16 protein-coding genes are annotated in these 21,478 nt (G+C 68.9%); 9 read left to right on the top strand and 7 right to left on the bottom strand.

The annotated features are described in order from the left end of the window. Window positions 1-68: 68 nt before the first annotated feature. Both CP976_RS05590 and CP976_RS05585 read right to left on the bottom strand, forming a co-directional pair. Window positions 69-3,089, bottom strand: coding sequence for a TIM-barrel domain-containing protein (locus tag CP976_RS05590; RefSeq protein WP_229876529.1), 3,021 nt, complete (start codon window positions 3,087-3,089; stop codon window positions 69-71). A 357-nt stretch (window positions 3,090-3,446) separates the two neighbouring features. Next, on the bottom strand, window positions 3,447-4,343 hold the full coding sequence (locus CP976_RS05585; RefSeq protein WP_150479304.1) for an SIS domain-containing protein: 897 nt from the start codon (window positions 4,341-4,343) through the stop codon (window positions 3,447-3,449). A 175-nt stretch (window positions 4,344-4,518) separates the two neighbouring features. Between CP976_RS05585 and CP976_RS05580 the strand changes: the two genes are divergently transcribed. The 3 genes from CP976_RS05580 to CP976_RS05570 all read left to right on the top strand — a co-directional run bounded on the left by CP976_RS05580 (window position 4,519) and on the right by CP976_RS05570 (window position 7,672). Then, window positions 4,519-5,799 carry an extracellular solute-binding protein gene (locus CP976_RS05580; RefSeq protein WP_229876527.1) on the top strand — a complete coding sequence of 427 codons (1,281 nt, stop codon included), beginning with the start codon at window positions 4,519-4,521 and terminating at the stop codon, window positions 5,797-5,799. A gap of 26 nt (window positions 5,800-5,825) precedes the next feature. Further along, the gene (locus CP976_RS05575) at window positions 5,826-6,773 is read left to right on the top strand and encodes a carbohydrate ABC transporter permease (RefSeq protein WP_229876515.1); all 948 of its coding nucleotides are present in this window, start codon (window positions 5,826-5,828) and stop codon (window positions 6,771-6,773) included. Between the two features lie 71 nt (window positions 6,774-6,844). After that, the gene (locus tag CP976_RS05570; RefSeq protein WP_150479302.1) at window positions 6,845-7,672 is read left to right on the top strand and encodes a carbohydrate ABC transporter permease; all 828 of its coding nucleotides are present in this window, start codon (window positions 6,845-6,847) and stop codon (window positions 7,670-7,672) included. A gap of 62 nt (window positions 7,673-7,734) precedes the next feature. Here the strand turns inward: CP976_RS05570 and CP976_RS05565 are convergent, their stop codons facing one another. After that, window positions 7,735-8,523: a DeoR/GlpR family DNA-binding transcription regulator gene (locus CP976_RS05565; protein WP_086849218.1), complete on the bottom strand. Its 789-nt coding sequence runs from the start codon at window positions 8,521-8,523 to the stop codon at window positions 7,735-7,737. Window positions 8,524-8,711: 188 nt separating this feature from the next. On the opposite strand from CP976_RS05565, the gene CP976_RS05560 reads away from it, so the two are divergent. Beyond that, window positions 8,712-9,584: a class II fructose-bisphosphate aldolase gene (locus CP976_RS05560; RefSeq protein ID WP_150479301.1), complete on the top strand. Its 873-nt coding sequence runs from the start codon at window positions 8,712-8,714 to the stop codon at window positions 9,582-9,584. 63 nt (window positions 9,585-9,647) lie between these two features. Here CP976_RS05560 and CP976_RS05555 read toward each other — a convergent pair whose 3' ends face one another. Beyond that, complete coding sequence (locus CP976_RS05555; protein WP_190147048.1) at window positions 9,648-11,561, bottom strand: glycoside hydrolase family 5 protein; 1,914 nt, start codon at window positions 11,559-11,561, stop codon at window positions 9,648-9,650. Window positions 11,562-11,773: 212 nt separating this feature from the next. Further along, window positions 11,774-12,997, bottom strand: coding sequence for a metallophosphoesterase (locus CP976_RS05550; RefSeq protein WP_150479299.1), 1,224 nt, complete (start codon window positions 12,995-12,997; stop codon window positions 11,774-11,776). 412 nt (window positions 12,998-13,409) lie between these two features. On the opposite strand from CP976_RS05550, the gene CP976_RS43605 reads away from it, so the two are divergent. After that, the gene (locus CP976_RS43605) at window positions 13,410-13,634 is read left to right on the top strand and encodes a hypothetical protein (protein ID WP_229876380.1); all 225 of its coding nucleotides are present in this window, start codon (window positions 13,410-13,412) and stop codon (window positions 13,632-13,634) included. A 71-nt stretch (window positions 13,635-13,705) separates the two neighbouring features. Here CP976_RS43605 and CP976_RS05540 read toward each other — a convergent pair whose 3' ends face one another. After that, a complete protein-coding gene (locus CP976_RS05540) occupies window positions 13,706-15,160 on the bottom strand; it encodes a non-reducing end alpha-L-arabinofuranosidase family hydrolase (RefSeq protein WP_150479298.1) in 1,455 nt (484 codons plus the stop codon). Window positions 15,161-15,524: 364 nt separating this feature from the next. On the opposite strand from CP976_RS05540, the gene CP976_RS05535 reads away from it, so the two are divergent. The 3 genes from CP976_RS05535 (at window position 15,525) to CP976_RS05525 (ending at window position 19,569) form a co-directional block, all read left to right on the top strand. Then, window positions 15,525-16,955 carry an endo-1,4-beta-xylanase gene (locus CP976_RS05535; RefSeq protein WP_150479297.1) on the top strand — a complete coding sequence of 477 codons (1,431 nt, stop codon included), beginning with the start codon at window positions 15,525-15,527 and terminating at the stop codon, window positions 16,953-16,955. Between the two features lie 100 nt (window positions 16,956-17,055). Beyond that, the gene (locus CP976_RS05530) at window positions 17,056-18,357 is read left to right on the top strand and encodes an RICIN domain-containing protein (RefSeq protein WP_150485240.1); all 1,302 of its coding nucleotides are present in this window, start codon (window positions 17,056-17,058) and stop codon (window positions 18,355-18,357) included. A gap of 213 nt (window positions 18,358-18,570) precedes the next feature. Further along, on the top strand, window positions 18,571-19,569 hold the full coding sequence (locus tag CP976_RS05525) for an RNA polymerase subunit sigma-70 (protein WP_150479296.1): 999 nt from the start codon (window positions 18,571-18,573) through the stop codon (window positions 19,567-19,569). 26 nt (window positions 19,570-19,595) lie between these two features. On the opposite strand, the gene CP976_RS05520 is transcribed toward CP976_RS05525, so the two are convergent. Further along, complete coding sequence (locus CP976_RS05520) at window positions 19,596-20,768, bottom strand: epoxide hydrolase family protein (protein WP_150479295.1); 1,173 nt, start codon at window positions 20,766-20,768, stop codon at window positions 19,596-19,598. Window positions 20,769-20,871: 103 nt separating this feature from the next. Between CP976_RS05520 and CP976_RS05515 the strand changes: the two genes are divergently transcribed. Further along, on the top strand, window positions 20,872-21,441 hold the full coding sequence (locus tag CP976_RS05515; RefSeq protein ID WP_150479294.1) for a CGNR zinc finger domain-containing protein: 570 nt from the start codon (window positions 20,872-20,874) through the stop codon (window positions 21,439-21,441). Window positions 21,442-21,478 lie beyond the last annotated feature (37 nt).

Below are 21,478 nucleotides of genomic sequence, written 5' to 3'. Positions count from 1 at the left end.
GGCAGGCCCCCATGGGGGTGGGAGGCCTGCCGGGAAGCGGGGGGTGGCGGTGGTGCCGGACCGGCGTGTCAGGAGGTGACGGAGAATCCGCTGAAGACGGCTTCGATGTTCTCGCCGGGGTAGTTGACGTTGGCCGCGCTGGCGACCATCCCGGCGTCACCGGTGCCGGTGGCCGACGGCACCTGGGCGGTGCCGACCTGCGACCAGTTCTCGCCGTCCTTGCTGGCGTACGCCGTGTACGTTGCGCCGTCCCGGGTCAGCTTGAGATGGGCCGGGTGGTAGGTGGAGCCACCGCCCGCCCAGGTGTCGAGCTTCCCGTCGCCGTCGCTGTCGGTCATGAACTCCAGTCCGTAACTCTGGGTCATGACCAGCACCGCGTAACCGCCCTTCTCGGGCGCCGTCAGGTCGTTGGCGAGGGCGACTCCGGCCTTGCCGACCGGTGATGCGCTGTCCTGGGAGACCAGCTGGGCCTGCACGGTGGCCTTCTCCCCGGCCGCGTCGTCGCGGTAGATGACGCCCTTCTCGTCCTTCCACCCCGACAGGTCCTGGCCGCCCGCCCAGATGGCGAACTGGTCGCCGGCCTGGGCGTATTGAGGATCCTCGGAGGTGGTGTCGGTCGTCAGGTACGGCTCCTGCACACTGCCCGGGGCGGCCTTCACCTGCGCCTGCACGGTGTCGGACACCTTCGTCGACCCGTTGTAGGTGGCGGTGCCGGTGAGGTTGTGACTGCCCCATCGGGCGTCGGCGGCCGGGGTCACCGTCCAGGTGGTGGTCAGGGTGGCGCCGTTCTTGAGCGAGTTGGCGGTGGTCGGGCCGGTCGCCTTCGCCGTCCAGCCCTCGGGCAGAGCCAGCGCCGCCTTGGCGTTCTCGATGGTCCGGGCGCCCCAGTTGGTCACCTCGGTGGTCACCTCGAACGGCTTGCCGGCGTCGGTGGACGGGGCGTCCGGGGTGATCAGCACGGAGGCGGCCGGAGCGTCGTCGCGCTTGAGCGCCTTGATGGCCTTGTCCGCGCCCTCGGCCTTGAGATCGACGAAGGCCGGGGTGACGCCGAGCGGCGCCGCGTACCCCTTCAGGGTCTTGGGGCCACGGATCACGGTGCCCTGGTTCACGTCGTACCAGGCGCCCGGCGGCAGATGGACGGAGCGGGTGGCGCCGGTGCTCAGCTTGGGCGCGGCCAGCACGGCCGGGCCGAGCATCCACTCGTCGGTGACCGTGTAACTCGCCTCGTCCTTCGGGAAGTCGAAGAACAGCGGCCGCATGATCGGATCGCCGGTCTTCAGGGTGCTCTGCACCTGGTCCCAGATGTAGGGGGCGAGCTTCTCGTGCGTCTTGATCGCCTGCCGGTAGAGGTCGACCGTCTCCTGGTCGTAGTCCACCTTCTGCCCGGTGGTGGTGTCGTTCGTGTCGACCGGGGAGGTCGAGGCGTACATCAGTGGCATCAGCGAGGCGGACTGCGCCCACCGCACCAGCACGTCCTTCGACGGTGCGGGCTGGCCGCCGGAGCCGCCGATCATGTCGGACTCGACGAACGGGTAGCCGATGGTGGAGATCGCCAGGTTCTGGGTGGCGGAGGCGCGCAGGGAGTCCCAGCCGGTGCCCTTGTCGACCTGGCGGGTGACGAAGCCGGCCTCGTGGGCCGTCTGGTTCCAGTGCACCCGGATGCCCGCGCCCTGGAGGTCGAACTCGTCGGCGAGCTGCGTGCCGAGCTTCTGGTAGTCCGTGGCCTGGTGGCCCTCGCGCGGCGCGCACTTCTCGTCGAAGAAGCGGGTGTCGAACTTCAGCCCGTCGATGTCGTACGTGTCCATCAGCTTCTTGAGGTTGCCCTCGTACCAGGCTTTGGCGTCCGGGTTCGCCAGGTCGATGATCCCGGCCTGGCCGTTCCACCAGGTCACTTCACACGGCTTGGTCGTGTCCTTGGCGTCCATGAGCAGGTAGCCGTTGTCGACCGCGTACTGGTAGTTGTCGGAGTCCAGGTTGATCCACAGGGTGACCCAGATGCCGAAGTCGAACCCCATGTCGTGGATCTTCTCGGACAGGCCCTTGGGATCGGGGAAGGTCTTGGGATCCCAGGTCAGATTGCCGTAGTTCGACTCCCACTTGTCGTCGAGCTGGATGGTGTGCCCGTCCAGACCGTTGTCGTGGAGGTCGGTGGTGTAGTCGAGCAGTTTCTCCTGGTCGATCTTGGTGTAGAACTGCGCCCAGGAATTCCACAGCGGCTTGGCGTACTGCTCGTAGGTCGCGTCGCTCTTGGTCGGCTTGCCGACGATGCCGATGTAGTCGCGGTAGACCTCCAGCGGCGTCGACTCGACGAACACGGTGGCCTTGTAGGTGTCGGGCGACTCGACGGTGAAGGTGCCGAGGCCGTCCTTGCCCTTGTTGAGCCGCACGTCCATGACATCCCCGGTGTCGACGCGCAGACCGGTCGACTTGGAGGTGTACCAGAACGGGTCGATCATGTTGTACGACGCCGGGCCGAAGGTCTCGTGGTCGACCTCGCCGGCGTCGAGCGGCCAGGGCTGGTTGACGCCGGGACCGCCCTGCGGGGTCTCCGCCTCGCCGTGGCCGTACCAGTGGCCGGCCGATGACAGGTCATAGGCGAGACCCAGCTGCTTCGGCCCGCCGCCGTGGACCTCCCAATCGAGTTGGTAGCGGTCGGCGAGGGGGGTGATCCGGGCCTCCACCGTGGTGCCGTCGAGCGTGCTGTCGGCGGTGACGGTCAGGACGCCGTTCTTCCACGTCCAGTCCGTGACGTCGGTCGCGTGCTGCCACGTGCCGTCGGCCGCGGTGAAGCGCAGGGCGCCGGTGTCGCCGGAGGCGGTGGCGAGCACGGTCTTCCCGGAGCGGCGCGTGGTCAGGGCGAGTTCGTCGGTGGCCACGTCGAGGGTGTAGCCGGGGGCGCCGGCGGAGGCCGGCACGGAGACCGTGACGGCGTCCGCGGTGGGGGCCACCTTCGGCTCGCCGGTGGTGGCGGTGGGGCGGGCGTCGGCCGCGGCCGCAGCGGGGGAGCCGGTGACGGGCGCCGTCAGCAGGGCGGCGGTCAGGGCAGCTGCGAGCAACGGGCCGCCGGGACTGCTCAGTCGGGGCTGCACTCGTGTCCTCCTGTCGGACAGGACGGTGACTCAGGAGCGGCGGTGCGTGGTGCCGGTGGCGTGCGCAGTGCACGGTCACGAGGAAGCGCGGTGCCGGGCGGGGCTTGCGATCTGCTTGAAACTGCGTGCCGATGCAAGATTCCAACTGATTTCGCTCATGCTCTTGCGGTAATCGCCACCTGTCAACATGTGGGGCAGGCGGCTTCCGGGGTGCTTGGAGCGTTCTCCTGAAGCAGCTGTTGTCGCTGGTGGCGGTCGCTCCGGGGTCCCGCCGAGAGGCCTCGGCGGGACCGGAAACCGTTCGTAACAGGCAGGTAAATTCTGCGAACCCCCGAGATCCTTTCCGGGGGTGCATGGTCAGGCCAGGATCACCGAGCGGGTCAGGTGGCGTGGATTGTCCGGGTCGAGACCGCGTGCGGAGGCGAGGGCGGCTGCCAGTCGGTGCACCACGACGAGGTCCGCCAGTGGGTCCCGGCCGAGTGCCACCAACTGCCCGCCGGTGCGGGCGATGTCGTCGGCGAGACCGGACGGCAGGGCGGCCGGGTCCCCGAACCACCACGCCACACGGCCGGGTCCGGTGACGCTGATCGGACCGTGCCGGTACTCCATCACCGGATAGGCCTCCGTCCAGGCGGAGGCGGCCTCGCGCATCTTCAGCGCCGCCTCCTGGGCGATCCCGTACCCCCAGCCCTGTCCCAGGAAGGTGAACTGCTCGGCTTCGAGGACCCCGGCCGGCAGCGGTTCGTCCAGCGCCGAGCGCCCCTGCTGCGGCAGATGCCCCAGGTCCTCGCCCAGGTGCGCCCGCAGGAGCACCAGTTCCGTGCTGGCGAACCGGGTCTGGACGACCGAGGTCTCGTCGGCGAAGTCGAGCGGGACGACGGTGTCCGCCGACCCCCTCACCGGCGACTCCGGTACCGCGGTCACCGCGGTCGTCGGGGTGCGCCCGCGGAGCCGGCGGAGCAGTTCCAGCACCTCGGTCGTCGTGCCGGACCGGGTCAGCGCGACCACCCGGTCGTAGGCGCGCCCCGCCGGCATCTCGGAGGCGGGGAAGGCGTCGGTCTCGCCGTGGCCGCCCGACTCCCGCAGTGCCGCGTACGCCTGGGCGATGAACCACGACGTCCCGCAGCCCACTACGGCCACTCGCTCGCCGGGCCGGGGCAGCGCGGCGGCGGGGCCGTCGGGCTGCCGGGCCAGTGCCACGGCCTGCCGCCAGCAGTCGGGCTGGGTGGCGATCTCTGTCTCGGTCTGACTCATCGGGAGGTCTCCCCTCTCAGGCGCACGGCGTGACCGATGCGTCATGCGGCGGCTCTTGACACCGTGTGCGTTTCCTGGAGCATCATGTCGTTCAGTGATTGATAGCACCTGGATTCGAGCATAAACAAGCAAGCGGGCACGCAATCAGGCGAGCACGCGCTGGACGAAGCACGCCATGCGTGCGGAGAGGTACTCCGTGAAACGGCACCTCGCAGGCCTCGCCGGAGGACTGGCCCTGGCCCTGGCCCTCACTGGATGCGGCAAGGGCAGCTCCTCGGACAGCGGCGGATCCGACGGCAGGACGATCAAATTCGTCGCCGCGAAGTACGACGACGACACCCAGGCTTACTGGACCGCGCTGATCAAGGACTTCGAAGCCGCCAACCCCGGCTACAAGGTGAATCTCGAAGTCGTCGACTGGGAGCAGATGGACTCCAAGGTCAAGACGTACGTCCAGACCAAGCAGGTCCCCGACGTCCTCAACTACAACAAGTTCTCCGACTTCGCCCGCGACGGCCTGGTCCACAAGGCGCAGGACGTCGTCTCACCCAAGGTGCTGACCGACTTCCTCCCGCTGTTCCGGCAGAAAGCGCAGTACAAGGGGGCTCAGTACGGCCTGCCGTTCATCTCCAGCGCGCGCCTGTTCTTCTACAACAAGGACATCTTCGCCAAGGCGGGCATCACCCGGCCGCCGTCCACCTGGGCCGAGGTCGAGGCCGACGCCAAGAAGATCAAGCAGGCTGGTTACATCGGTCTCGGGCTGCCCCTGGGCCCCGAGGAGGCTCAGGCCGAGTTCCAGATCTGGGCGATGAACAACGGCGGCGGCTGGACCGACGCCTCGGGCAAGTGGGCCGTCGACCAGCAGGCCAACGTCGACACGCTCACCTATCTGCGGAAACTGACGAAGGACAAGCTCACCCAGCCCAACCCGGAGGCCACCAACCGCAAGGACGTCTTCAACCAGTTCGCCCAGGGCAAGATCGGCATGCTGAACGGTGCGGTCTTCATGCGGAAGGGCTTCATCGACCCGGTCGACGCGAAACTGAACTACGGCGTCGCGGCCCTGCCCAGCAAGGACGGCAGTACCCACAAGACGCTCGGCGTGCAGGACTACCTCGTCGCGTTCAAGAAGAGCGACGGGTCGAACAAGGCGGCCGTGAAGAAGTTCCTCGACTTCTTCTACCAGAAGGAGAACGCCGCCGAGTTCGTCTCCACCGAGGGGTTCCTGTCGGTCACCAGGTCGGCCGGTGAGGTGCTCAGTTCCGACAGCCAGAACGCCGCCTACTACAAGCCGTTCGTCGACGCCCTCTCCAGCGCCGAGTTCGCCCCCACCGACGACCCCGCATGGGCCGCGGTCGACGGCGCCGTGAAACAGCGCATCGGCACGGCGGTGGCGGGCGGAGACCCGGCGAAGGTCCTGGGCGAGATCCAGAAGACCGCACAGAAGGGCGACTGACCCCGGTGGCCGTACACGATGTCACCGTGAGCGCCACCGGGGCCGAACACCCGGCCCCGGCGGCGCCACCGCCGCCGCCCTCGCCGCGCCGCGGCCGCAGGACATGGCGCGCGCTGGAGCCCCTGTTGTGGCTCGGTCCCGCCACCCTCCTCATCCTGACCATGGTCGTCTGGCCGGTCGTCGAGATGATCCGTACGTCTCTGACGCGGGTGAGCTCCACGGGTCTGTCCCAGGGGTTCGCCGGAGTCCGCAACTACACCGACCTGTTCGCCGAGGGCGACCTGCCCGGAGTGCTGCTGCGCACCGTCGTGTGGGTCGTCGGGGTCGTCACCGTCACGATGGTGGTCTCGCTCGGCCTGGCCCAACTGCTGAACTCCAAGTTCCCCGGGCGCCGGCTGGTGCGGTGGGCGCTGATCGTGCCCTGGGCCTCGTCCGTGCTGATGACGGCACTCATCTGGCGCTGGATGCTCAACAACTTCTACGGCGTGATCAACCGGCTGCTCATGGACCTCGGCGTGCTGGACGCGCCCGTCAACTGGCTGGCCAACCCGGGGCAGGCCCTGGTCGCGATGATGGGCGTGGCGGTGTTCGTCTCGCTGCCGTTCACCTCGTTCGTCCTGCTGGCCGGCCTGCAGAGCATCCCGGCCGAGGTGTACGAGGCGGCGCGGGTGGACGGCGCAGGCCCGCTCCGCGGCTACCTGGGCATCACCCTGCCCCTGCTGCGGCCCGCACTGGTGGTCGCCGCGATCATCAACGTCATCAACGTGTTCAACTCGTTCCCCATCATCTGGGCCATGACGCGCGGCGGCCCCGGCTTCGCCACCGACACGACCACCACCTACCTGTACAAACTCGCCTTCGACAACCAGGCGGTGGGGGAGTCGGCCGCCATGGCCGTCGTCAACTTCGGGCTGATCCTCGCTGTGGTGCTGGTCTATCTGCGCGTCGTCCGCCGACAGGAGGACACCCCGTGAGCAGGACCGCCGTCATCCCCCGCAAAGCCGCACACCGCGAAGCCGCGCCGCGCAGAACGCGGCGAGGACCGATGAAGTTGCGCACCGTCCTGCTCACCGCCGTCGGATGGCTGGTGGCGCTGGCGTTTCTCGCGCCCTACGCGCACATGCTGCTGACGGCGCTCAAACCGACGCCCGAACTGATGAAGTCCCCGCCGTCCTATCTGCCCTCCCAGTGGGAGTGGTCGAACTTCACCCACATCTGGTCGCTCACCGACCCGCGCGTAGCGGACGCGCTGATGTTCTCGCTGTACGTCGCGGGGGCGTCGACGCTGCTCGCCCTGGCCGTCGGGATGCCCGCCGCGTACTACACCGCCCGGCACCGCTTCCGCGGGCGCGGCGCCTTCCTGCTGCTCGTACTCGTCACCCAGATGTTCGCTCCTACAGCGCTGCTGGTCGGCATCTACCGGGAGATGGTCAGTCTCGACCTGACCGACACCGCTGAAGGCCTCATCCTGGTGAACGCGGCGTTCAACCTGCCGTTCTGCGTGTGGATCCTCAACGCGTACTTCGCGAGCATCCCCCGGGAACTGGAGGAGGCGGCCTGGCTCGACGGCACCGGGCGGCTCGGCTCCCTCACGCGTGTCGTCCTGCCCCTCGCGATGCCCGGTGTGGTGACCGCGCTCGTCTACACCTTCATCAGCGCGTGGAACGAGTACGTGGTGGCACTCACGATCACCTCGTCCAGCGACCGGATGACCCTGACCAAGGCGATCCCCGGCTTCGTCACCTCGTACCACGAGCAGTGGCAGTACCTGTTCGCCACGTCGCTCGTCGCCATCGTTCCCGTGGTGGTGCTGTTCGTCTTCGTGGAGCGCCACCTCGTCGCGGGCCTGACCGCGGGCGGCGTCCGGGGATGACACCGGGACGCGCATCGGAGCCGAGGCCGTGGCCGGGAAGACCACGGAAGCGGCGTGCGGTGTCAGGCGCGGATGACCTCTACACCGGCCGCCGTGAACGACTCGGTCAGCTCGTCCGAGGCGCCCTTGTCGGTGACCAGGACGTCGATGTCCTCCACCGGGCAGATGCGGGCGAAGGCCCGCCGGTCCAGCTTGGAGGAGTCGGCGACCGCGACGACCTGCTGCGCGCGGCGGGCCAGCGCCCGGTTGATGCTGGCCTCCCCCTCGTGGTGGGCGGTCGCCCCGTGGGCCACGTCGATGGCGTCCACCCCGATGAAGACCTGGTCCAGTGCGATCTCCGCGAGCAGTTCGGTGGCCAGCGGCCCGATCAGCTCATAGGACGCCGGCCTGGCCACCCCGCCGGTCACCACGAGCTTCACGTGGCGCCGTACGACCAGTTCGTTGGCGATGTTCAGGGCGTTGGTCACCACGGTGACCGCCGTCTCCGCGCCGCCGGAACTCAGGTCGGCCCGTGTGGCCAGTGCCCGGGCCACCTCGGTGGTCGTGGTGCCGCCGTTGAGCCCCACCACGGCGCCGGCCTTGACCAGCCCGGCGGCCGCGTCCGCGATCCGCTCCTTCTCCGGAGCCTTGCGCGCGGCCTTGTAACGCAGCGGCAGGTCGTAGGCGATCGCGTTGATCACGGCTCCGCCGTGCGTGCGGGTCACCATCTGCTGACGGGCCAGCTCGTCGAGGTCGCGCCTGATCGTCGCGGCGGAGACCCCCAACTCCTCGGCAGCCGGTTCGACTTCGATCCGTCCGTCGCGCGTCAGCATCTCCAGCAGCGCGCTCCACCGGGCCTGTGGTGCCGCCATGTCTCACAACTCCCTGTCGCTGATGTGCGCCCCGATGTGCGCACCTCCATGAAACCACAGCGCTTGATTGGGTGTTTTATGGTCCACAAACGAGCAAAACCCTGCACGTGCCGCAAGTCCATGTTGCTGCCGCCGTCCCTGCCCCTGCGGCTGTCGCGGCCCTCGTGTACCACCACAGGAGGCCGTCCGTGCCGCTGACTCCCACCGCTCACGTGGTGAGCTCCGCGTGCCGCGAGGGACGGGCCGTCGGCGCGTTCAACGTGATCACCCTGGAGCACGCCGAGGCCGTGGTCACCGGGGCGGAAGCCGCCGGCCGCCCGGTCATCTGCCAGATCAGCGAGAACGCCGTGCGGTTCCACGGCGGCCGGCTCGCCCCGATAGCCCGCGCCACCGCCGCGCTCGCCGAGGCGGCCACCGTCCCCGTGGCCCTGCACCTCGACCATGTCACCGACGAAGCCCTGCTGCGTCGCGCCGCGGACTGCGGCTTCGGATCCGTCATGTTCGACGCGTCCGCGCTGCCGCACACCGAGAACGTCGCCGCCACGCGCGCCGCGGCACGGTGGGCGCATGCGCAGGGCCTGTGGCTGGAGGCCGAACTCGGCGAGATCGGCGGCAAGGACGGAGTGCACGCACCCTCGGCACGTACGGACCCCGATCAGGCGCGCGACTTCGTGTCCGTCACCGGGGTCGACGCACTGGCCGTCGCGGTCGGCAGCTCCCACGCGATGACCACACGTACCGCCCGGCTGGACCACGGTCTCATCGCCCGCCTCGCCAAGGCGGTCCCCGTGCCGCTGGTCCTGCACGGCTCGACGGGCGTGCCCGACGCAGAGCTCAGGCAGGCGGTGGCGTCCGGCATGGTCAAGATCAACATCGGTACGGCACTGAATGCCGCCTTCACCGGCGCGGTCCGCGACGCACTCGCCGCGGCACCCGCGGCGGTCGACCCCCGCCCGGCCCTCACCGCCGCGCGCCGGGCGATGACCGATGCCGTTGCGTCGGCGCTGCGGACCCTGTCGGGCGGCGGGTACGGACTGAGACGAGCCGACCGGGGACCGTAAAACCCGACGGCGCCCCGAACCGCTCGGAGGAGCCCGGCACGACGACCCTGGTGGCGCAGCCGGTCAGCTCAGCTTTCGGCAGTAGAGCGCGTCCGGAGTCCGTGCTGAGCCCACCCGACCCGTGTACGCGATCCCGGCCGCGTACTCGTCGTCCGCGCACTGGCCCTTGTAGCGGCCCTGCGCGAAGTCGCCGCCTTTGGCGGCCGAGCCCCTGTTGTCGCCCCGGTCGAACCAGACGGTGCGGCCGCTCGTGCCGAGCGCCCCGACCGGAGCGGCCGCGCACAGGGCGGCGGAGACGGCGGAGCCGCGGACGCTGTAGCCGGTCAGGAAGTGGCCGTCGGCGCACTGGAGTTTGGTGTATCCGGACGCCCAGTCGTGGCCCGGCCTGACGTACCGGTCGTCGGCGACCACGACATGCCCGCCGGCCGGGTCCCACAAGGGGCCGGTGGACACGTCCGAGCACAGGCCCCGGTTGCCGGTGTGACTGAGGCCGAGCAGCCGCTGTCCGTCGGGGCACACGGCTTTGCGGGCGCCAGGGTCCCAGTCGGGCAGGGCCCGTATCCGCCGCGACTGGACGAAGTCGCCGTGATCGGGGCTGAGCATGGACCAGTCGGCCACGGGCTGCACCGGGCCGGTGCGACCCTGGGTCCGGATGAGCCGGGTCCAGGCGGCGGCCCGCCAGTCATCACCGTCGTAGAGGCCCATGCGGCGGCCCTCGGCGTCCCAGTGCAGAAGAGCCCAGCCGTTGCCCTTGCGGTCCTTGTGCCAGCCGACGAGCGGCCAGTACGCGAAGTCGGCGTCGGTACGGATCAGGTGGTCGACGAAGTTCCCGAACCAGGCTCGCTGCCTGTCACCGGTCTCGTCCCGGCCACCGGCACCGAACTCGCTGATCCAGACAGGCGCGGTGAAGTGCCGGTCCGTTTCCGCGGTCACGAAGAAGGCCTGGCGGTCCAGCACCTTGATCAGTTCGGCGGGACTCAGGTCGCGGTAGCGGGGGTCGCTGGTCTCGCCCGTGCCGGTGGCGCCGCTGTGGTTGGGGCCCGTGTAGTCGTAGAAGTGGGCGGAATACACGAGCTTGCCGGAGTCGACGAGCGTGTGGGAGAGGCGGCGTACGGGCTCCAGCGTGGGGCGTTCGTGGGGGAGTCCGTCGACGGGGATGCCGGTCCAGTTGATGCCCTCCACGATGATCAGGAGGTCGGGGTCGGCCTCCGTCAGGATGCGGTCACCGACGCGCTGGGAGGCGGCGAACCAGTCGTGGTGGTCACCGAGCCCCCAGTTGGGGTCGTCCCAGACAGTGCGGCGCACCTCGTTGTAGAGGTCGGCGCCGACGACGCGTTGGTTGTCCCGGTAGCGGCGCGCCATGAAGAGCCAGTCGTTCTCCCAGGTCTCGGCGGACTGGCTCGCGTTCCAGCGTTCGTTGCCGTCGACTCCGCAGCACCAGCGTGTGGTGTTGGTGTGGTTGTTCAGGATCACCGCGAGTCCGGCGGCGGTGAGTTCCCGTACCACGACGTCGTAGACCTGTAGTGGGGTTTTGCCACGCAGGGAGGGATTGGCGGCCACGGAACCGTCCGTGACGGGACGGCTGTCGTGGATCATCTCGTTGGAGAAGGGCAGCCGGATGCTGTTGATTCCGATCTCCCTGAAGCCGGCGATGATCTGGGCCATGGGAGCACGGTCCAGGCCGAGCGGTATCCGGCCGGAGTTCTCCCCCGCGTGGTGGTTGGCGTCCTCGTCCGCGCTTCCCGAGCCGTTCCAGGTGCCGCTGGCTCCGTGCCAGTTGCCGGACCGCAGCTTGAAACGGTCGCCGTCCGCGTCGACGATCCAGCGGCCCCGCGTGCTGAGCGGCGGCGTCCAGTCCGCCGCGGTCGCGGCGATTTCGGGTCGGGCGCCGGCCTCGGGGGCGGGTTGTCGTCCGACTGCTGCCTCGGCCGCGGGCGCCAGGGGCACTACGAGGAGTACGGCGGCCAGTGTGGTCATGGCCCTGATGAAGGATCCGCGCACGGTCACCACCCTGAGGCATGCATTGTCATGGCAGCGTCATCATGAGGGACCGTGCGGCATTGGTCCAGTCCTGCGTGCAGTCCCTCGCTGAAGCGCGGAACCATGCCGACCGGCTGGTCGAGAAGTGGACGGGTACACCAGTGGGAGGAACGGGGAGTCGGCGCGCGAGTCGGGCTCGGCCGAGAAAATCAGGCTGAGCGAACGGCGCCTGACGGGGAGCGGAGCACGAGCAGGGTGATCTCGCTGGGGGCGAAGACACGGAACGGCGGGCCCCAGAAGCCGGTGCCGCGGCTGGTGTAGAGGAGGGTGCGGGGGCCGTGGTGGCTGAGGCCGGCGAGGGCGGGCTGGTCGATGCGGACCAGGTGGTGGAAGGGCCAGATCTGGCCGCCGTGGGTGTGGCCGGAGAGTTGGAGGTCGATGCCGTCGGCTGCCGCCCGGTCGACGAACGTGGGCTGGTGTGCCAGGAGCAGGACGGGCAGGTCGGGATCGGCGCCGTTCAAGGCTCCGGCGAGGTGGGCGCGGTGGCCTGCCAGGCCGGAGGACTCGGCGGTGACGTCGTCCACGCCGGCGACCACGAGGGTGTCGCCTCCGCGTTCGAGCAGCAGGTGGCGGTTGCGCAGCGGCTCCCAGCCCAGCTCGTCCATCAGGTCGACCCAGCCCTGGGCCTCGCTGTAGTACTCGTGGTTGCCGGTGACGTAGACCCGGGCCCGGGTGGCCCGCACGGTACCGAGTGGGACGGCCTGGGCGCGGCGGCGTTCGGCCGTGCCGTCCGCGATGTCGCCGGTGTGGCAGACCAGGTCGGCATCCAGAGTGTTCACCGTCTCGCATACCCGCTCCGACCAGCGAGTGCGATCGAGGGGGCCGTAGTGGGTGTCGGTGATGAGGACGACGCGGATGCCGTCCAACCCGGCACCCAGCCGAGGGAGTTGCACGTCGAGTCGGCGCACGCGCGGCACGCGGCGGGCTTCGGCGTACCCCCAGGCGAGTAGTACGGCGGTGATGCCGAGGACGGCCCAAGTGACGATTCGGGCCCGGTCCTGACTCTCGCCGACGCCGGCCACGGTCAGGGCGAGCCGCAAGAAGACGCCGAGCAGAACGGACCAGGTGAACAGAACCCAGCTGGTGCCCAGCAGGGTGTCACCGACGATCGCCGCCCGGTCCTGCTGGCGCCGGCCGTGGCCGCGCACCATCGCGAGCGGCATACCGACGAGGCCGAGGGCGAACAGGGCGGTGCCGGCCAGCGTGACAGGCAGCGGCCAGTGCTGGCCGGTGTGCAGGAGCACCCAGCAGGGCACGGCCCACAGCAGGACAGGGGCGACCAGGGGGATGTAGCGCATCAGGCGGTGCAGTCGGCTCTGTCGCGGAGCTTGCGCTGCGCTGTCGGCGGGTCGGGTGTTGCTGGTGTCGGTCACGCTTGCCCTCCCTGACCAGGCTGCCGTCTCGCGCACTGTATCCGGTCGCCCTCTGGCCGGCCGGACCGGCGTTCCCGGGCGGGGCCCCTTGGGGCGAAGGGTTCTCCGCGGGAGGGCAGGACTCCGCCGCAGACACCTTTCTTGGCATGAGCCGCGATCAGGGCGCTAGGGCGTGTCCGCAAAGTCCCGCCTGCCCCGCGACGCCCGGCACGCTCCCCCACTGCCTTAAGGGCGTGGGAGGTGCCCCCACTCGCCGCACCGGGCGAACACCCGCGTACAACCAGTACGCGGGCGTCCGCCCGGCACTCCCCCAGCCTTCGGCCGGGGGTACCCCCAGAGCACGCACCGGACGCCGCGGGGCCCGCCCTCCGGGCGAACGACGGGACTTTACGGACACGCCCTAGTGCGCCGCGTGTACGAGCGCATCGCCGCCCACGACCCGAGCGGCGCGGCCGAGGCGATGGTCACCCACATCACCGAAGTCCGGCTCGTCCGCCACAATGCACCAGGCGACCCGGTGTGCCTGCACATTGGCAAGCGCCACCGGCACCACCGCGTTACGGGATGGCCCTCGGGCTGGCGAGCGTTGCCCGACCCCGCGCTTCGTCGCCGTGCGAGCGGTGACGTTGTCGCGTGACCGGGCGGGCTCGGCCTTCCGCCGAGCCCGCCACGCCGGCTCCATACCGGAGCCGGACCCGTGTCACGCCGTCAGCGCCGCAGGGTCAGCAGACCTGGACGGTAGGGCCAATGGCCGTACTCGCCGCCGGAGTTGGGGTTGCGTCCCTGGTAGAGGAACTGCAGGTTGCAGGGGTCGACGGTGAAGGTCTGATCGGCGCTGGTGCGGATCAGTTCGCCATGGCTGATGTCGTTGGTCCAGGTGGCGCCGCTGTTGGCCTTGCCGGCGAAGGGGTTGCTCTCGGTCGCGGCCTGGGGTGTCCATGAGCCGTTTAGACTGGTGGCCGTGAACGAGCGGAAGTAGCGGCCCTGCGAGCCGATCGCCTCGACGATCATGAGGTAGCGGTTCTGGCCCTGGAGCTTGTAGACCTGCGGGGCTTCGAACAGGTTGTTCGTCGTATCGCTCATGATCGTGGTGTAGCTCGAGCCGAAACTGCCCGGGAAGTTCCCGATCGGCATGCTGGCCCGGTAGATCTTGCCGTTGTCACCGGCGAAGAACAGGTACATGTTCTGGCCGTCAGCGATGAGCGTCTGGTCGATGGGGCCGGTGCCGGAACCGGTGATGCTTCCGGAGAAGAGCACCTGCTGTGCTGACCAGCCATTGGGGTTGGTGGGGTCGCTCGACGTCCGGTAGGAGAAGGCGCTCCCACCGCCCCACTGGTAGGCGAGCACCCAGATGTTCTTCGGCGCGAAGTAGAAGAGCGTGGGCGCGACGGTGGAAGTCGACATCGTGTTCTGGCTGGCCGAGGCCATCTCCGGCCAGTTGCCGAACAGGCCGAAGTTCATCGAACCCCAGCCCGCTCCCGTTCCCGCGGCGCCGTGCGTCGTCGCATAGACGAGATGCTTGCCGTTGTAGGGGGCGACGGTGAAGTCCTTGAGCGAGGCCCACCCGGCCTTGGGCTGCGCCAGCGCACCCGTTGACGTCCAGCGGTAGGTCGACGGAAGATCGCACGAGCCGGGGTTGTCGGCGCCGACCTTGACGATCTGCCACTGCTGGTTGGTGCCGCCCCAGTCGTCGTACTGGACGATGTTCGCGTTGTCGGCGGTGGAGCCGCCCTGCACTTCGAGCGCCTTGTTGCTGTGACGCGAGATGAGCCTCACGTAGCCGTCCGAGCTGTCGGCCAGCCGCCACTGCTGGTTGGTGGCGTTCTGGTCGGCCCACTGGACGATCGCGCCGCCGTTCGCGGTGGACCAGTTGTGGATGTCCAGCACCTTGCCCGAGTGGCGGGACTTGATGCGGTAGTAGCCGCCCCCGGAATCGACGAACTGCCACTGCTGCTGGGCCTGATCGTTCCTGGCCCACTGGGTGATGCGGGCGCCGTCGCCGGTCGCCATGTTGTAGACGTCCAGGGCCTTGCCGCTGTTGCGGTTGACCAGCACATACGAGGCGTTGGGGTCCACGGTCGCCGCGCCGGCGGGCTGGGCACCGAGGAAGGTGGCCACGAGCAACAGGGGCGCGAGGACGGCGAGTAAGCGTCTCAGACGCATCAGCGGGCACTCCTTTGGGGCGAGGGTGAGGGGACCCCGGGGAACCATCTCGAAATGTTTCGAAGAATTCCCGGAAGCTTTGACGCCACAAGCTAGGAATGAGGGGCCCTCCGGTCAAGACCTGTCGCCGATCTGTCCACAAACAGCGTCTCGCCCAGCCTCGAATGTTTCGGACGAGAAATCGAAACTTCTTCTGCGAGGAGTATTGACGATGCATCGTCAATCCCTCAATCATCCGGTCTGAGAAACCGGCCGTAGTTCGATATATCGAACCACGTCGGTCCTGAGCAATCTGTGCTGCACGACAGGCGCCACTTCCCCTGCGCTTCAGTCCTTCCTTGATTTCTACCTTGGAGGCACAGTCATGGGCTCGTATGCCCTTCCCAGACCCGCTGTCCGCCGGACGATCCGCGGCCTGCTGCTGGCGCTGGTCGTCGGCGTCCTCGGTGTGGTCACCGCACTGGTCGCGCCGCCGGCCGCACACGCCGCCGAGAACACGCTCGGTGCCGCGGCGGCGCAGAGCGGCCGCTACTTCGGCACCGCCATCGCCTCGGGCAGGCTGGGCGACTCGGCGTACACGACGATCGCGAGCCGTGAGTTCAACTCGGTGACGGCCGAGAACGAGATGAAGATCGACGCCACCGAACCGCAGCGGGGCCAGTTCAACTTCACCGCCGCTGACCGCGTCTACAACTGGGCGGTGCAGAACGGCAAGCAGGTGCGCGGCCACACCCTGGCCTGGCACTCCCAGCAGCCCGGCTGGATGCAGAGCCTCAGCGGCAGCGCGCTGCGCCAGGCGATGATCGGCCACATCAACGGCGTGATGGCCCACTACAAGGGCAAGATCGCCCAGTGGGACGTCGTGAACGAGGCCTTCGAGGACGGCAATTCGGGAGCCCGGCGCGACTCCAACCTGCAACGCACCGGCAACGACTGGATCGAGGTCGCCTTCCGCACCGCCCGCGCCGCCGACCCGGCCGCCAAGCTCTGCTACAACGACTACAACGTCGAGAACTGGACCTGGGCCAAAACCCAGGCCATGTACCGCATGGTCCGAGACTTCAAGCAGCGCGGCGTGCCGATCGACTGCGTCGGCTTCCAGTCGCACTTCAACAGCGGCAGCCCCTACAACAGCAACTTCCGCACCACCCTGCAGAACTTCGCCGCCCTCGGCGTCGACGTGGCCATCACCGAACTCGACATCCAGGGCGCCCCGGCCTCGACCTACGCCAACGTGACCAACGACTGTCTGGCCGTCCCGCGCTGCCTCGGCATCACCGTCTGGGGTGTGCGCGACACCGACTCCTGGCGACCGGGGGACACGCCGCTGCTGTTCAATGGCAACGGCAGCAAGAAGCCCGCCTACACCGCCGTCCTCAACGCACTCAACGGCGGCTCCACTACGCCCCCTCCGGATGGCGGACCGATCAAGGGCGTCGGTTCGGGCCGCTGCCTGGACGTGCCCGGCACCGGCACCACCGACGGCACCCAGCTCCAGCTGTGGGACTGCAACAACGGCACCAACCAGCAGTGGACGCACACCGCCGCCGGCGAGCTCAGGGTCTACGGCAACAAGTGCCTTGACGCAGCTGGCACCGGCAACGGCACCAAGGTCCAGATCTACAGCTGCTGGGGCGGCGACAACCAGAAATGGCGCCTCAACTCCGACGGAACCATCGTCGGCGTCCAGTCCGGCCTCTGCCTCGACGCCGTCGGAGCCGGGACCGCCAACGGCACCCTGATCCAGCTCTACTCCTGCTCGAACGGCAGCAACCAGCGCTGGACCCGCACCTGATGGGGCCTGTCACAGACGAAAGGGTGAGTCGATGAAGACCTACGGTGCGGCTTCCCCCGCCCCTCCACACAGACATCGCTGGTGGTCCCGGATCGCCGCCGTGGTGGCGGCGACCCTCGCCGTCGGCATGCTCACCGCGGTGAATCCGACGCCCGCCGAGGCGGCGACGGTGGACCCCAATGCCTGGTACGTCCTGGTCAATCGCAACAGCGGCAAGGCGCTGGACGTCTCCGGCACGTCCACCGCCGACGGCGCGCGGGTCAGCCAGTGGACGCGCACCGACGGAGCCAACCAGCAGTGGCAGTTCGTGGACTCCGGCGGCGGCTTCTACCGCCTCAAGGCCCGGCATTCGGGCAAGGTTCTGGACGTTGCCGGCGCCTCGACCGCGGACGGTGCCGCGATCCAGCAGTGGGCCGACCACAACGGGGCCAACCAGCAGTTCCGCCTGGCCGACTCCGACGCGGGCCACGTCCGGCTGGTCAACCGCACCAGCGGCAAGGCCGTGGAGGTGCAGGGCGCCTCCACCGCCGACGGCGGCAACGTCGTCCAGTACTCCGACTGGGGCGGCGCCAACCAGCAATGGCAGATGGTCAAGCTGTCGTCCGGTGGCGGCGGCGGATGCGGCAGCGCCCCGACTCTGACGAGCGGTACGCACACGATTCAGAGCGGCGGCAAGAGCCGCAGCTTCATCCTCCGGGTTCCCGCCAACTACGACAGCAGCCACCGCTACCGGCTGATCTTCGCGTTCCACTGGCGGGGCGGAACCGCCGGCGACGTCGCCTCGGGCGGCACGAGCGGGAGCGCCTGGTCCTACTACGGCCAACAGGAACAGTCGAACAACAGCGCTATCCTCGTCGCCCCCCAGGGCCTCGGCAACGGCTGGGCCAATTCGGGCGGTGAGGACGTCACCTTCGTCGACGACATGATCCGGCGCGTCGAGGGCGGCCTCTGTGTCAACCCGGCACAGCGCTTCGCCACGGGATTCAGCTGGGGCGGCGGTATGAGCTACGCGCTCGCGTGCAGCCGGGCGAACGTCTTCAGGGCCGTCGCGGTCATCTCCGGCGCCCAGATCAGCGGGTGCAGTGGCGGCACCCAGCCCATCGCCTACTTCGGAATCCACGGCATCAGCGACAACGTCCTCAACATCGGGCAAGGACGGTCCCTGCGCGACACCTTCGTCCGCAACAACGGCTGCACCTCCCAGAGCCCGCGCGAGCCCGCGCCGGGCAGCCGAACGCACATCACCACCACCTACTCGGGCTGCCGTGCCGGATACCCGGTCCAATGGGCCGCGTTCGACGGAGGCCACGGGCCCGGTCCGGTCGACGGCTCCGGCGGCGAAAGTGGCGTCACCACCTGGACCAAGGCAGAGATCTGGAGGTTCTTCGCACAGTTCCAGTGACACGAACGCACCACTGAGTGGAGCCAGGATGATCCTGGCTCCACTACGTCGACGTCGATCCCGGATCGAAGGACGGAGAGGCCTTTCAGGAGAGGTCCCACGCCCAGGATCACCCCGCCCGCCGAAACAGCGCATGCGGCCGCAGTGATGAGTTTTCGCGCCCGCAGCCGTCACACCTACGACGGGACACGAGCGAGGCGGAAGGACGACGTGATGAGTGCGGACACGCGGCTGGAGGAGCTGGGCGTGAGCGGTCTGGGCGAGGTCGACGAGCCGGCGTTCTCGGGGCTGGCGGAGCGGCACCGGCGGGAGCTGCACGTGCACTGCTACCGGATGCTCGGGTCGTTCGACGACGCCGAGGACACGGTGCAGGAGACGTTCCTCCGTGCCTGGCGGGGGCGGGAGACCTTCGAGGGGCGGTCGACGTTCCGGGCCTGGCTGTACCGGATCGCCACGAACGCCTGCCTGGACCTGCTCGCCAAGTGCCGCCCGGAGCCCGCGGCCGGCGGCGAGGTGCTGTGGTTGCAGCCCTACCCGGACCGGCTGCTCGACGAGCTGCCCGCGGGTGACGCGGACGAGCCGGAGACCGTCGCCGTCGCGCGGGAGACGATCGAGCTGGCGTACCTGGTCGCAGTCCAGCACCTCGCGCCGCACCCGCGGGCCGCACTGATCCTGCGGGACGTGCTCGGCTGGCCGGCGAAGGACGTCGCGGCGTTCCTCGGGGACTCCGTCAACTCCGTGAACAGCGCGCTGCAGCGGGCCCGCGCCGGCATGCGGGAGCACCTGCCTGCCGAGCGGCAGGACTGGACCGGCGGCGAGGAGGACGCCGGAACGCGCGAGCTGGTACGCCGCTACACCGACGCCAGCGTGGCCACGGACATCCCGGCTCTCGCCGCGATGCTGCGGGACGACGTCCGCTGCTCGATGCCGCCCACGCCGGGCCTGCACGTCGGCCGCGAGGCGGTGGTGAACGACTGGGTCGAGAGCGGCTTCGAGGGCATGAAGGGCCTGCGCACCGTCCTCACCTCCGTGAACCGGCAGCCCGCCGTCGCCTTCTACCTCTGGCGGAAACCGGAGGGCGCGTATCTGCCACTGACGATCGACGTCCTGCGCTTCACTGGCGGTGCGATCACCGAGATCGTCACGTTCCACGACGACCGGTTCCCGCGGCTCGGGCTGCCGGACCGCCTGCCGGCGGACGGCACGGAGTAGTCCCGGCATGAACGGCGCATCTGCGTTCAACGATTGGCGGCCAGCACTGCCGCGAGGCCCTCTTGCAGATCTTTGACGAAATACTCGGGAACCTCCAGCGACGGGAAATGCCCCCCGGTTTCGGGGGACCTCCATCGGACGATCTGCCGGTACCGCTCCTGTGCCCAGGCCCGCGGAGACTTCTCGATGTCGCGGGGATACATGGTGATTGCCGACGGGACGTCGACCCGGAGTTCGGGATCGAGCGAGTTGTGGCTTTCGTAGTAAATGCGGGCCGCCGATGCGCCGGTCCGCGTCAGCCAATACAGGGTGACGTCGTCTAGAACGCGGTCTCTGGAAATCGTCTCGAACGGGCTGTCCTCGGTGTCTGACCACTCGGCGAACTTGTCAAGGATCCAGGCGAGAAGCCCGACCGGTGAGTCGACGAGCGAGTAGCCGATGGTCTGCGGTCGGGTCGCCTGCTGCTTCGCGTACGCCGCGCGGTGGCGCCAGAAATCGCGGGTTTCCTCGGTCCACTTGCGCTCGACCGCCGTCAGCCCGTCCGCTGTCAACCCGGGCGGTGCCTCCGCGAACAACGTGTGGATGCCGAGAACGTGCGCCGGGAACCTGCCGCCGAGGACCGTGGTGATATTGCCTCCCCAGTCGCCGCCGTGGGCTGCGAACTTGCTGTAGCCGAGCCTTCCCATCAGTTCCACCCAGGCGGCCGCGATCTTTTCGGTTCCCCACCCGGTGGTGGCCGGCTTGTCGCTGTAACCAAAGCCTGGCAGCGACGGGATCACGACGTGGAACGCCGGGGCGTCCGCATCTTCAGGATCTGCCAGCTCGTCCACCACATCGATGAACTCGGCAATGCTGCCCGGCCAGCCGTGCGTCAAGATCAGAGGAGTGGCATCCGCGCGCGCGGATCGGCGGTGCAGGAAGTGGATTCCCAGATCATCAATGGTCGTGCGGAACTGGCCGATACGGTTCAGGCGCTCTTCGAACGACCGCCAGTTGTACCCGGTGCGCCAGTAGTTCACGACTTCGACGAGGTCGGCGAGAGGAACGCCCTGTTCCCATCGGCGAGGGCCGGGCGCGGCGCGAGAGACCGTCTCAGCCTCCGGTAGTCGCGCCGCGGCTAGTCGCGCGCGCAGATCGTCGAGGTCAGCGTCCCTTGCGTGGGCTTCAAATGCTTGCACGTCGCTGGTCAGACGGGGCATGAGACCTCCCGGCCATCGCGGAACCGGCTACGACCAATCGCGAACCGGCTAAGACGGTTCTAGCAGGCCTCCATGCCAGTGTGCAACCAGCTAAGGTGGTTCCATGCGTACCGGATTCCCTGACTTCCGCCTCGGCAGCGTGCTGGCGACCAGCTTCACGGGGACTCTGTCGGAGCGTTACGGCGACGCTGTGGAGCGCATTCCCACGCCGCACCGCCTCGTCGACTGGCTGGCAGTGAACGGCCTCGCCGTGGACTCCTGCACCACCGCCCAGCTCGAACTCGCCCGGGAACTGAGGGAGTCGATTCACGCCGCCGCGACAGCGGCCGCGATCCAGGACGCTCTTCCTGCGTCTGCTGTCCAGGTCATCAATGACCGCAGCGCTCAGGGTCGGGCCGCGGCGATCCTGACGCCCGAGGGCAAGCGGCGCTGGCAGCTCAGCTCGGCCTCCTGCGTGGAAGACGCCCTCGGCGTGATCGCCGCCGACGCGATCAGCATCATCGCGGGCGAACGAGACGGAAAACTGGCCTTGTGCGCATCGCCGAGCTGCCAAGCCGCCTTCTTCGACACCAGCCAGAGTCGCACCCGCAAGTGGTGTGACATGAACACGTGCGGGAATCGTCAGAAGAAGGCGCGCTTCAATGCCAACCAGCGCCGCAGATCAGCGGAGTGATCGTTACCTCGGTACATCCAGGTCAGGCGCCTTTTTC

The organism is Streptomyces coeruleorubidus (assembly GCF_008705135.1).
GTDB classification, from domain to species: Bacteria; Actinomycetota; Actinomycetes; order Streptomycetales; family Streptomycetaceae; genus Streptomyces; species Streptomyces coeruleofuscus.
The sequence above is the reverse complement of the archived record's forward strand: the minus strand, read 5'-3'. Positions and strand labels throughout refer to the sequence as shown.